Source organism: Gilliamella sp. ESL0443 (assembly GCF_019469165.1).
GTDB lineage: Bacteria > Pseudomonadota > Gammaproteobacteria > Enterobacterales > Orbaceae > Gilliamella > Gilliamella apicola_E.
Map to the genome: position 1 here is coordinate 1,464,564 of NZ_CP048263.1, position 13,420 is coordinate 1,477,983.

The 13,420-nt window shown below is 32.8% G+C and carries 9 protein-coding genes and 1 tRNA gene; 4 read left to right on the top strand and 6 right to left on the bottom strand.

Features of this window, described 5'->3' with window-relative positions; translation table 11 throughout:
- The first annotated feature begins 209 nt into the window (after positions 1 to 209).
- From GYM76_RS06665 to GYM76_RS06675, 3 genes are read left to right on the top strand one after another with little or no spacing between them, the layout of a single operon-like run.
- On the top strand, positions 210 to 1,361 hold the full coding sequence (locus GYM76_RS06665; RefSeq protein ID WP_065734366.1) for a merozoite surface protein 3b: 1,152 nt from the start codon (positions 210 to 212) through the stop codon (positions 1,359 to 1,361).
- Positions 1,361 to 2,731, top strand: a complete 1,371-nt coding sequence (locus GYM76_RS06670) for a DUF6384 family protein (RefSeq protein WP_220224977.1) — start codon at positions 1,361 to 1,363, stop codon at positions 2,729 to 2,731. The genes GYM76_RS06665 and GYM76_RS06670 overlap by 1 nt, the downstream gene beginning before the upstream one ends.
- The gene (locus tag GYM76_RS06675; protein ID WP_220224978.1) at positions 2,725 to 4,182 is read left to right on the top strand and encodes a hypothetical protein; all 1,458 of its coding nucleotides are present in this window, start codon (positions 2,725 to 2,727) and stop codon (positions 4,180 to 4,182) included. The genes GYM76_RS06670 and GYM76_RS06675 overlap by 7 nt, the downstream gene beginning before the upstream one ends.
- Positions 4,183 to 4,759: 577 nt before the next feature.
- Here the strand turns inward: GYM76_RS06675 and GYM76_RS06680 are convergent.
- On the bottom strand, positions 4,760 to 4,897 hold the full coding sequence (locus GYM76_RS06680; RefSeq protein WP_176701530.1) for a hypothetical protein: 138 nt from the start codon (positions 4,895 to 4,897) through the stop codon (positions 4,760 to 4,762).
- Positions 4,898 to 5,501: 604 nt separating this feature from the next.
- Here GYM76_RS06680 and GYM76_RS06685 point away from each other — a divergent pair.
- Positions 5,502 to 6,776 carry a dimethylsulfonioproprionate lyase family protein gene (locus GYM76_RS06685; protein ID WP_065563091.1) on the top strand — a complete coding sequence of 425 codons (1,275 nt, stop codon included), beginning with the start codon at positions 5,502 to 5,504 and terminating at the stop codon, positions 6,774 to 6,776.
- Between the two features lie 66 nt (positions 6,777 to 6,842).
- Here the strand turns inward: GYM76_RS06685 and GYM76_RS06690 are convergent, their stop codons facing one another.
- The 5 genes from GYM76_RS06690 to GYM76_RS06710 all read right to left on the bottom strand — a co-directional run bounded on the left by GYM76_RS06690 (position 6,843) and on the right by GYM76_RS06710 (position 13,383).
- Positions 6,843 to 7,793 carry an FAD:protein FMN transferase gene (locus GYM76_RS06690; protein ID WP_220224979.1) on the bottom strand — a complete coding sequence of 317 codons (951 nt, stop codon included), beginning with the start codon at positions 7,791 to 7,793 and terminating at the stop codon, positions 6,843 to 6,845.
- A 91-nt stretch (positions 7,794 to 7,884) separates the two neighbouring features.
- Positions 7,885 to 10,896, bottom strand: a complete 3,012-nt coding sequence (locus GYM76_RS06695; RefSeq protein WP_220224980.1) for a flavocytochrome c — start codon at positions 10,894 to 10,896, stop codon at positions 7,885 to 7,887.
- A 78-nt stretch (positions 10,897 to 10,974) separates the two neighbouring features.
- Positions 10,975 to 11,964 (bottom strand): MDR family oxidoreductase, encoded by a 990-nt coding sequence (locus tag GYM76_RS06700; protein WP_065563108.1) that lies wholly within the window; start codon positions 11,962 to 11,964, stop codon positions 10,975 to 10,977.
- Positions 11,965 to 12,167: 203 nt separating this feature from the next.
- Positions 12,168 to 12,803 (bottom strand): TetR/AcrR family transcriptional regulator, encoded by a 636-nt coding sequence (locus GYM76_RS06705; protein ID WP_065563093.1) that lies wholly within the window; start codon positions 12,801 to 12,803, stop codon positions 12,168 to 12,170.
- A gap of 504 nt (positions 12,804 to 13,307) precedes the next feature.
- A tRNA-Gly gene (locus tag GYM76_RS06710) sits at positions 13,308 to 13,383 on the bottom strand.
- Between the last annotated feature and the right edge of the window lie 37 nt (positions 13,384 to 13,420).

Below are 13,420 nucleotides of genomic sequence, written 5' to 3' on the forward strand. Positions count from 1 at the left end.
ATAGAACTAGGAGGAAGTCAAATCTAGGTATATTCAATAATTTGGATATTATTACCTTGTTCATCTTTAGCTTAGTTTTTTATCACAGTTTAATTAAAATTTATATTTCACAACTAATTAATCCTAATTTGTGATAACTTTTCTAGTGATATATAATCTTTTTAGTTTTCTTAATTAACTAAGGAACAATAGTTAAAGGAATATTAAACATGTCTAGTCAAATAGTTTCATATGTAGATAGAGCAGTACAGTTGTTGAATAAAATCGGCATCATGGTTAAACCTCAGGCTGATGCGCCAATTTTAAAGTTATTGGATAATGTTGCTGAAATTGATAAAAATCGTATTATCGCCATTGCTCACACTTTGCAACAACAAAGTGCATTTAATGAAGTAGTCCGGGAACAAATTGATGGCGTACATGTTTCTGATCGCTATTCTAATATTGTTAAGCATTTTGATAGTATTCGTACCGATATGGAAAAAATGCTTGGTTGGTTAGATGACGGAAAGTTAGATTTTTTGGAAAAAATTAAAATGGGTTGGATGACATTTCAACGTGGTTCTATTCCTGATCGTTTTAGTTTAATCAAAAAAACCTATTTAGATGTTTCTAAAGAAACAAGTAATCAAGTCGAGCGTGAACATATTATTTTAAACGCCTACCAAGATTTCCGTTTTGGACTGAAACAAGCTCAAATCGTTGCTGAAGAAGTACTGCAAATTGCGACAGGTCGTCTTGAAGAACGCAAACAAAAATTAACCGACGCCATTGCTCAAGTTGATAATTTTACAGGTGATGATCATGTCGCTCGAGGACGATTAGAACTTGCTAGAGACGAAGCACTACGCAATGTACAACAAGAAGATAGCCGTTATCAAATCATCTTAGATCTCGCCAATAATTTAACCGTTTCTTATAATTCTGCCGAAGCAGTATTTGCAAGATTGCAACAAACAACCTCCATAAAAGAGCGTGTCTACCAACAAAGTGTAAGCTTTTTTTCAACCAACGAAATTGTATTTACTGCATTAAGCGCTTCTATAACTTCATTGACAGGTTTGAGCGAAAGCACTAAAACACTAGAAGCAATGAAAGATGGTATGAATAAAGGCATTGAAAGTATTGCTACTTCAGCTAATAAGCAACTTGAAGAAGGTTTAAGAGCTGGTTATGGTTCGACGATTAAAGCTGATTCTTTACGTGCATTAGTTGAAGCCATTGTCAATTATCAAGAATCAAGCCAACAATTAATTACAGAGCTAAGAAATGAATCGATTGATAATGCTAAAGAAATCGATCGTATAGTGGAAGATGGAAAACAGCGCTTTAATAATATTATCTTGAAGGTTGATGGTTAATGCAGGATGTTAAACTTAGTGACCAACTAGGTGCAATGGCAATAATTGATGAATTATATCAAAAACAACAATTACTACTTGAGCACCTTGACCGCGAAGGATTACGAGCTAATTTAAAAGAAAACATTAAAACCTTCTATGAAGCCAAAGGTCAAATTGTGGACGATAAAATCGTTGATGAAGGAATCGATCTTTGGTTTGATAATCGGTTACGGTTTGTTGCACCTAAACGTCCTTGGTTTCAACATTTTCTAGTTCGTTGTTATATCAAAAGAAAGTTAATATTTAGCCTTTTTAGCATATTCTTATTTATTTTAGCCTTAATCTTTTTTAATAATTTAATCTATACAAGAGACGTTAGACAAGAAATTGATAGTTACTATAGTCAAATATTAGCGTCGGAAGATTCATTAGCAGAATTACGCAACGAGTTTAAGCAAATTGATAAAACTTCTGTTCATTATGCGCAGATTCCAGTAAAAAATTTAAAGACCTCAATTTCTAATCTACTTAGCCAGAAAATTATTCCCACAGTCACCAAGCCAACCATTAACGGGGCTTTTATTACAGATGATGAAAATGATTTAGTTAAACAATTTAAGCAAATTAATGACTCAGTAACCACTAAATTGTCGGATATTAGAACTCAATTAAATATATTAAAAAAATTATTGGAAGATGATAAGCGGCTAGCTAATTTAATAGATGATGATGAGTTTATAAAAACAAGCAAAGAGTATCACGTACTACAAAATGCAGTCGATACCGTTCTTGATAATCTTAATCAAGGACAAAGAGTTATCGATTTCAATCAAATTGAAACACTTTACAATTCCACTGAACGAGCAAAAACCATTATAAATAAAATTCAGATTGATAATCAGAAATTATTAGCCCTAAAAGTTCCGAAGTCGGATATGGTACCGGTTATTGCTTTACAAAGTGATTTACAAGCTGACCTAAAAAATCTCAACTTTGATAAGTTTGAAAATTATCAACAAATGATGTCTTATTATTTCAATCTAGCTCAAACTAATTTGACACTTACTATTGTTGACAAACCTAATTATAAATCAGGAGTTGAGCGTACCCACGAAAAAACAAACGGTAAATCTTGGTATGTGATTGTCACACCAACAACATCATCCGGAATAGCAACACCGCTATGGGTAACCAGTATTGAAACAGGTGAAACGAAACTCGTAGATATGTTTGGTCAGCAGGTTTCTCAAAAAGAATTTAATAAGGTTAAAAGAGATAAAATTGCCGATGGGCATATTGATGAAAATAAATTATGTAAAAAACCAATTGGTCGTCTAGAATTTAACTGTCCTAATACAGTTAAAACAGGTAGGATTTTAGAGTGGTAAATATGCAATCTAGCAATATTGAACGAAGTATTGAAATAAAACTTCAGGAAATCTTTAGTGCAATCGAGAAAACTAATAACGAGGTGCAAAACTCTCGTCAAAAAATCCTTGATTTGACAAATAAACAAGTAGAGATTTATCAAAAGATAGCGACTATTTATCTATTAGAATCTCCCCAAAATAACGATTTGGAAATTCAGAAAATCATTAAACAGTTAAAGGATTTAAACTGTAATTTAAAAAATAAATCCGGAAATTTAGATCATTTTATTGCTGATTCCCAACAAAAAATGGATGAAACATTATTAAAATTAGATGAATTAACCGCGGAAAAGATTCGACAACTTGAAAGTGATGCAGATTATCTATCACTATTAAATAATTATAACATTACTAAAGACGAGCTAACCAAAGAAACAAAAAACTTCAAAAGTTCACAACAAGAATTTTCAACCAAATTGAAACAATATCAACAAAATTACTATTACAATTATTTAATTAATCGTCGCTTTGGAGAGAAAAATTATAAAGCCTTCAAAATATTTCGTTATTTAGACTCATGGGTAGCAAGGTTTATCAATTTTTCAGAAAATTTCAAAAATCATAAAATGCTTAAAGATTTATATAAAGAATCTCAGTTACGGTTTAATAATAAAAAACGAGCATATGAGCAAGCATTAAAAGCAAAAGAGCGTAAAGAACGCGAGGTTGATACTAACCTAAATTTATCTAAATTGAAAAAAACAATTGCGCTAACTGAGCAAGATTTAGCACATTATAAAAAACAGAAACAAAATACAGAAAATACCTTACAAGAGCTTCAAAAAGGCAATAATTCGCAGTTTAAACTAATTTCAAATCAATTAGTTAAACTGTTACAAAAACAATCTCTAAGTCAACTTAATGATTTAACTTTACAAACTAAATCAACAGAAGATGATAAATTATTAGAAAGAATTGTCGCGATAAATAAACAAATACTTGATATTGATGCATATCTTGCCTCGTTATTAAAAACGCTTAACGAATTAGACAATGTTTATAATCGTTTTGAACAAACATTTTATTTATTTAGGGAAAACAATATTCCTAGCTCAATTTATGAATATAACATACCATCGTTCAAGCTTAATGATTTATTAAACCAGTTATTTAGCAATCAAATTTTTCCAGAAACAGTTGTTCAAACCCTTTTTGGGTATAGAGCAATAAGGAGAGAATTAAAATCATCTAATCATAATTCAGGATGGGCGAGTGACGATTCATCATCAAGGAGATCTTCTTCTTTCTCTTCATCCTCTTCACGCTCATCATCATCATCTTCCTATTCGAGCTCATCTTCCTCTTCGAGTTCTTCCTCCTCGTCATCTTATAGTTCATCAAGTGACAGTGGGTTTTCATCCAGCTCATCAACAGGTGGCGGAGGTTTTAAAACGACTGATAGTTTCTAATTAGGACAAAAATAATCGTGTTTATAAAATTTTAATTACTGCTTTTAATAGCAAGAATTTCAAATTCCAGCAATGAGATCTGTTGCTAATGTATCAATTTATTTGTATTGTTGCTTTGTGGGTGTTAAAAACCAGAAACAGCATAATTATTCATTATTAACTTATTAATTAATGAATACAAAAATAATAATGTTTTAATTGTAAATAAGTTAACCATAACGGCTAGCTTATTTAATTATAAAGCTTAAAATTCCACAAAATTCATTAAGAATTAATCGTTTTTTATTCCAGATTAAATAATAAAACATCTAAAAAATTTCAGAAAAAATTTTGTGTTAAGATGAAATTGGAGCGGGAATCGTTCTTTTTTATTTAAATTTAATTCATTGAAATGTAATCATTTTAAAAAAACTATATAGTACTAATGTAGCACTTTCTATTGTATACCTATTTTAATATGAGAGAGCGGTTAACCAATACAAATCACCTAGAATGCACAAGGGAAAAGACTTTAAATCGTTATGCGGTATGTGAGCTAACCTAAATCATTTCTATTAACTGATAAGATCGTTATCGCCTAGCGCGCCCAATGCTTTAGTAAAAACGATTTATTTGACAAACCAGCATAAAAGAGTTTTTCACAAAAAACTGCATCAACAGTATTAAGTGCGACACAAATAATAGCTAGACATTTTCTTGTTGATGTAGTTAGCATCGGCTTTCCTGACTGCATCAGCTAAATCGTAGTCGTTATTGTTAAAAGGTATCTACGAAAAAAAAGATTCTGTTTGCTGATGAATAGTCATCGCATTATCTATCGTAATGTTGTAGTTAACAGCCTTGTTTTGTTCTATCGTTACTTACTACATCCTAGTTATAGTAAATCAATAAGGTATTTTATAATCATTTAGTTAGATCAATTCTGCATTATTGAGCGATTAAGAAAACATCTTTATCGATAGCTCTTTAAGGCAAAATTAATTTATTTGAGTGATAACAAGGATATTTTTATATCCTATAAAAGTTTTTTATTGGTTAATATAACGACTAAAATAGGCATAATACTATTTTCAAAAGTAACAACTTAAAATATAAAATTTAATATATTGTATACTTTACTCATTATACTTTTATACCTAAATGCATATTACCTATAAATAAATCTAAACTAACCATCATTTATTAGCATGAAGCTAAAACCATCGTTAACATCTATTGGAATTACCAAAAAAACATTCATAGACAACCGGTCTATTTTATTGTTTAATAAATTGAACTAAAGAAGTATTTTTATACTCAATATATAAATAAGGAATTTTATGAAAAAACAACTCGCTCTGATCATGCTAGTCTTTTGTAGTATGAATACTTTAGCTAAAACGGATGTTCCTAGTTTTATTGATTCAAAGTCTATTGAAAATGCTAAATTTATTTGTCGTAATGCTCCACAGAATTATTCTGATGAAGAAAAAATACTAGTTGATAAATTGTGGGATGAAACCATCATATATTTAGGTACTTTAGCAGAAGCACTAAGTACATCTCAGTCACCTGATTGCACAAATTCTGACACCGCTATTATACAAACAGGTTCGTCTATCTCACCAAATAAACCAATACGCCAATGTATTATGGATAACCGGGATGTACAAGTACTTGTTAAGCATTTGTATACAATTGTCCATAATAAAGAAAAAGCGTTTCAATGTTTTTCACCACAAAAAAGAATAGATGGATTATATAGTCCTAATGACACATTAGAAAGACAATCAGATGTTGCTATGTGGTTAAAACGACCATCATTACATAAATACTATCAAAATAGTGACAAAGTTCAAATTCAAACCGCTGGTACTAAGTTTTCAGAACAATTTTATTCAGTTACAACTGATGATTCTATCAAAATGCCACTAAATTTTGTAAATGATATCAGTGCCAGAGCACTTCCTACTCTTTGGGCTAGTGTCGGTTGGGTTCCGATGTACTCAACAAATACAGAAAGAAACCAACACACAGGAGATGAAAATTTTCGTGCGGGTTATGCTTATGCTGAAATTATGGGACATTGGGGGTTGCTACAAATTGATTCAATTAATGGTGAAGCAGTAGGAGCTGAAATTGGTATGACAGTTCAATCAGGTAACACTTTTTACCCTTATCATCATCATGACACAAATGAAATCTATTATACAATTCGAGAACCATCATGTAATGATGGAATTAAACAGTTTGTTGTCTCTCCAGAAGAAAATATTTTTACCTTATTATCTTCATTGCCAAATCAATTAGTTATTCAATTAGAAGGATCTAAAATAGTGGATTTAGATAGTTATTGGGCGCCAACAACCCCTTCAAAGGATGCTTTATTATATATTCCCAGAAATTCGATTCATGCTTTTAATCTAACAGAAAAAAAATGTGATAATCAAGATTATGCTCATGTAACCGTATGGGCAAGAACTAATGCCCATGAAAAAAATGAAGATTATGGTACAACCAATATTTGTCGATTAAAGGATACAACATTACCCAAAGATACCATTAATAAGATAAATCCAGATATTATCTGTTATATCAACAGAACTAGTAAGTAGTATTTTATATTAATAAACCCTTTAATATATTAAATTTGAAGGGTTTATAATTATCTATTAAGGTTATTACTCTACTATTTTCTGAATACAGAGATTATTTCGAACAAGCCCATTAGTTAGGTAGATCCTTTCATCACAAGTAATAACAATAGCTTCAATATTCGTTTGCTGATTTAAAAATTCGATACTTTGCTGAGCGTTTGACAGGAAACCAGCAGTACTCCATATTTCACCATCAAGAGATTGCTTTGAAATAATAGTAATACTCGCAATATTAGTAATAATAGGCGCTCCAGTAATTGAATCAAGTATATGGTGATAACGTTTATTATCAACAGAAAGAAATCGTTCATAAATTCCAGATGTTACAACAGAGCAATCTTTTGTTAGAACAGCACAAATCATATTACCACGTGGCTTAAAAGGATTTTGAATACCCACAACCCAGTTATTATTGAGATTATTGGGTGAACAACCAATAGTCAGTACATTTCCTCCTAAATCAATAAACCCACTACTTACTCCATGATTGAGAAATATTTTTTTTATTTGATCAGCAAAATAGCCTTTAGCAATTGAACCCAAATCAAGTTCCATTCTCTCTTTTGTTAGATAAATAGTTTTATCTTTTTGATTGAGTAAAATATTTTTGGGATTAACTAATGATAGGCAATCAGCTATTTCTTGATCAGTTGGGTGCTTTGCGTTATTGAAACCTATTCGCCAAGCCTTAACTAATGGACCGATTGCGATGTTGAATGGGTTATTAGCTTGTATACTTATATTTTTACTTAGTTTAATTAACTCAAAAATATCCTCTTTAACATATATCGGTTTTCTTCCTGCATTTTTATTGATTTCCATTAACTCGGAGTGTGTTCGGTTTACAGTAAAACGCGTTTCAAATTCTAATAGTAAATTATAAGCTTCGTTAAGGACTTTTTCACCATGAGTATGATAAATAAGTAGATTAATCATTGTTCCCATCAGAGGAAAGTTCGCCTCATATCTATTCATTACTAGGACACCTTATATTTTTGGCGGAGAGTGTAATTTAAAAGAAGAATGAATGGTGATCATCCTTCTTTTATTTAATGACATCTCTTATTTAAATCGACGCAGCCGCGCTTTCGCCTGCGATTCGACCATAGGTAAAAATATCAATTAAGGCATTACCACCTAAACGATTACCGGCATGAATTCCACCAGCAACTTCCCCCGCAGCATATAATCCACTAATAACATTACCCTGTTTATTAATTACTCGAGCATAAGTATCAATTTTAAGCCCACCCATTGTATGATGAACAGAGGGTTTTCTTGGTGTGGCATAAAATGGGGCTTGTTCTACTTTTAAACTCAATGCACTTTTATGAAACTCAGGATCTTTTCCTTGTGTAACATAATTGTTATATTTATTTATGGTTTCTATTAATGAAGACGCAGGCACACCAATTTTATCGGCTAATTCTTCTAAAGAATCAGCCTGATAAATAATACCTTCTTTAATTTCTCTTTCAATAGTTTCGTCTGAAGTATTCGCTGCTGTTTGTCGAATTTTTTCGTCTGCTATCATATAAACTAAACCGCCATTATCTATAAAGGCTTGCGATAAAATATCTCGGCTTTCACACTCATTTATAAACCGTTTACCTTGTTGATTAATAAAAACGAAGTTCTCAGGTGGAACGATTAGCCCGGTAAGTAATGCACCAGATTTAGGGTCTCCTACTGGCATAAGTTGTACAAACCCCATACCAACTAAATCAGCACCAACTTCTTCTCCCATTTTGATACCATCACCAACCAAAGCAGGTGAGTTAGTTGTTTTTATATCATCCGCGATTTCTTTCCAATAGGTATTATATTGTTTAATCATTTGTGTGTTGGCACCAAAACCGCCACAGGCTAGAATAACGCCATTATTTACATGAATAATCATTTTTGAACCATTAGCTTGCTTCGCTTCAATGCCAATAACTTTACTATCTTTTAAGATCAGTTTTTCTGCTTTAGTATCTACTATGATTCGCCCACCTTTTTCTTCAATACGTTGTTGTAATACATTAATGAACTCAACCCCCTTCGGACGTTTTGGTTTATGACTTCTACGCCATAAGGCACCCACAGGAATTTCTACTACGCTTCGATCAAAGTCAACGCCTTTTTCCGTTAGCCAATGAATTGATTCCATTGAACGGTTGGTGAGCGTTTTTACTAAATCATATTGGCCGTAAATAATTTGTCCATTAAGAGCCGTTCTTTTACCACCTAAATAGGTTTGAATTCTGTGCAGCTCAGTAGAATCAAATAGAAAATCACCTTGCTCGGTTTTTGCTAGGTATTCTTTTATTTGCTGTTTTAATATTTGAAAGTCTTGTAGATATTCAGCTGTAAACTCTGATTCAGGCATATTGATAAGCTCAACGAGTGTTTGTTTTTCTCCAGCTAAACTAGGGAATTGTTTTTGCCATTCTGGTTCGGCGGCATTAACCCAACCTCCAGTACGAATTGTATTACCTCCAATTGCCGGAAATTTTTCTAATAAAATAACAGTTTTCCCTTTATCAATAGCTGATAACGCTGCGCTTAATCCAGCACCACCACCACCGACAACAACAATATCCACCGTTTCTTCTATAAGCTGAGATGACCACTCTACAGGTACTTTCGCTCGATAACGTAGTGCTTCCGAGTTGCCTCCTGCCATATCAACCGCCTGAGCAACACCATTAATAACAGCTTGACTGCTGACCGTTGCACCTGAAATCACATCAACGTTAAGAGTTTGTCCATCAATAATTTGTTGAGGTATACGCTCAAATGCTGGATTAGCAATACCTTCTGACTCTTTAGATTGATCAACTAAAATATCTAGAATCTTATTTTCAGAGAAGGTGACTGTAATCGGTAGTTCACCATTATGTCCTCGACCGAAGGCGGTGTATTTACCTGCATTAAAACGAATGTCAATATTTTGTAATGCTTTAATTTTTTGATATTTTTGCTGTTCAGCTAAACTATCAACAATCATAAAATCCATAACATGCCATAATGGGAATGGGATTTTAAGTTGTTGTCTTTGCGTGATATCAGCAAAAGTAGCACATAGCTCATTATTTTTAACTTTCGTTGCCCACGTAGGTTCAACCAAATAACCTTTACCAATACTAACAAGATCATAACCACTCAATAGTGCATTTTCTGCATCAATACCTTGTGCTATACCACCTACACCAATAACTGGAATTTTCGCTAAAGTGGTTGATTGTAGTTTACGATATTGGCTAATAAGTTGCTGTTTATTATCAGTATCAACAATAGATGTTCTATCCCAATTGCCCATAGAGAAATGGATATAGTCCAAACCATAAGAACTCAATTTATTTAAAAGATACATGGAATCAGAAAAACGAATCCCCGGTTGTTCAATTTCTTCTGGTGAGAAGCGATAACCGACAATAAAATCACTTTTACCATATTCCTGTATAATTTGGTGGACTCTTTTCAATATCGCTAAGGGAAAAGACGACCTTTTTTCAATATCTCCACCCCACTTATCTGATCTTTGATTGGAATGAGGTGAAAAAAATTGCTGAATCAGGTAGGTATTTGCACCATGAATTTCAATGCCATCAAAATTTGCTAATAAAGCACGTTTGACTGCTTGCGCAAAATTTTCAATCATTAATTCAATTTGCTCTGACGTCATTTGCAATGGTGTTACTGCATTATCCCTAAGCGCAGCCACTGGGCTAGCAGAGATCGGCTGATGACCACCATTATATTCAGGATTAGCCATTCTACCAGCATGATAGATTTGTATAATCGCTTTAGAACCTTTGACTTTAATTGCCTCAGCTAATTGTTTTAGACCTTCTATTTTACTGTCGTGATCAATCCCAAGTGCACCAGGAAAAGCTCTTCCATAGTTTTCAACAAAAGCACTCTCGACAATGATAGCGGCCGCATCACCCGAGCGTAATGCATAATAATCGATCATCTCTTGCGTAACGCTACCATCAAAAAAAGCGGATTCAATTGTCATTGGCGCCATGACAATTCTATTTTTTAATACTGCCCCAGATCTTAAAGTTAATTTATTAAATAGTTGGCTCATTAGGAGTGTCCTCTGTTATGTTAATCATCTATCCATAGTACGTATTGTCGATTTATCAAATTAGTGTTTAGCTGGATGTTATTGGTTTACATCAACAATAAACCGACCTTTGATTCTCCCTGAGAACATATTCTCAGCAGCTAGTTGACATTGATCCAAGGTAATAATATTAGCGATATGATTAAGTTGTTGTGCATCTAAGTACGTTGCAAGAAAATTCCATGCTGCAATACGTTTTTGATAAGGGGTCATAACACTATCAATCCCTGCTAATGTTATCCCTCTTAAAATAAACGGAGCAACAGTTGATGGAAAATCCAAACCTTGAGCCAAGCCACAAGCAGCAACAATGCCACCATATTGAATTTGGGCACAAATATTTGCTAAAGTATGTGATCCTAATACATCAATAGCAGCTATCCATTGTTCCTTTTGCAATGGTTTCCCTGACTCACTTAGTATTTTTCTATCAATGCAATGACTAGCACCAAGTTGGTATAAATAGTCCGTATCCTGCATTTTAGATGTAGCCGCTGTTATTGAATAACCTAATTTAGCCAGTAGCATAATTGCGATAGAACCAACTCCTCCTGTTGCTCCTGTAACTAAAATACGACCTTGCTCTGGTTTAACGCCATGATCAATAATGCATTGCACACATAATGCTGCCGTATAACCAGCGGTACCAATATTCATTGCTTGTTGTGGTGTCATATTAGGTGGTAAAGGAATTAACCAGTCTGATTTTAAATAAGCATATTGGCTTAAACATCCCCAATGTGTCTCACCGCACCCCCAGCCATTTAAAATAACAGAATCGCCTTCTTTATATTGGCGATTGACGCTGTGAATAACCGTCCCAACACCATCAATTCCCGGAATCATTGGCCACATCCTTACCACGGGTCCTTTATTAGTGATAGCTAATGCATCTTTATAATTTAGGCTTGAATACTGAACTTGAATAAGTGTATCGCCTTCTTGTTTAAATAATTCTTTTTTTGAGAGAGAACTAACCTCGCAAGAGAATTTGGTATCATTTTTTTCTAATAGAATGGTTTTAAACAGCATATTTTATTCCTTAGCAATCATTACTAGACAATCGGTCTAATAATTATAGACCGATCGTCTAGTAATGATCAATAGAATTTGTAAGGTTAATTATTTATATGCTGTATAGGGGCAATTTAAGAGGAAAGAGCCAAGTCAACAAACGTGAGTTTTTGCTCTAATCTGTTAGTAAAATGAATAAAGAAACAAAAATATAATAATTAATCTGAAGGTTCGGATTTTATAGATAGTAAAAACTGTCGCATAAATATATCAAGCGGTTCGGCATTCTTAATCAATTTAGAACGAGTGACCGCACCTTCCCAGCCTAACCAGAAAAATACCGCAAGCTCTTCACAATTGACATTAGATTTTATTTCTTTTATTTTCTGAGCTTGTTGCAAACAAATTGCTATTTTCTGCTGCCAGCTTTGTAAAATATCCACTAATAAAGTGCTATAACCTTCGGGTAAAAGCGACTCCTCTTGTGTTAATTCTCCGATTAAGCAGCCCCTATCAAAATTATATTTTGCCATACTCAATTTTGCATCTTCATAAAACGACTTAATTCGAGATAAAGGCAATTCAATTGACTCATTTAAAAGGTGTTTATCTAACTTATAACGAAAAAAACTATCATAACTTTCTATGATTGCTTTACCGAAATCTTCTTTGCTTTTGAAGTAATAATAAAAAGATCCTTTTGGCACACCAACTTTTTTTAAAATATTTTCAATATTTGAAGATACATAACCATTGATGGTCATAGCCTCCACACCACTGCGGATCAATGCCATTTTAGTATTATTGCCTTTTTTTGAAAGCGAATGCTCTTTTGGGGTATCAATGACTGCCATAAAGACCTTAAAATATCTATTAATTTTGATTGTCTATTCTGGTTGTCATCATAACAAAATTTATCAATTTTTAATATAACCGAAGATAACAATTGGTAACAGATAAATAAATCTGCCTTACACTTCATAACTATACTATTTAATGCAGTTTTTTATTCCATCAAGAAGTTGTGGATTTAACTTTAATTAATAAGCACAACTTATTGTTTAAATCTTTTATAATTATGCTAAATAGTATAGCTATTCTAACCCATAGAAAACAAGGGTGTGAAGCCAAAATAAAATAGAAAAAAGAGATTCCAATTATTGATAGATAGAACTAAAAAACAGTCAAAAATACAGTAAACAGCTTGTTCTATTTAATGATCCGTTGGTTGTGCCACTTACGAATAGATTATAATACACATAAATACTCTTTAATGATATAAAAACAAAGCTTAATAACTGATACTAAAAGATAAAAATTCTTAATTGTGTGATTATAAAAAACTATAAATCTTGACTTGGAGCGGGAAACGAGGTTCGAACTCGCGACCTCAACCTTGGCAAGGTTGCGCTCTACCAACTGAGCTATTCCCGCATATTGAACGCTTCGAAAGAAGTGGTGAGCATTATAC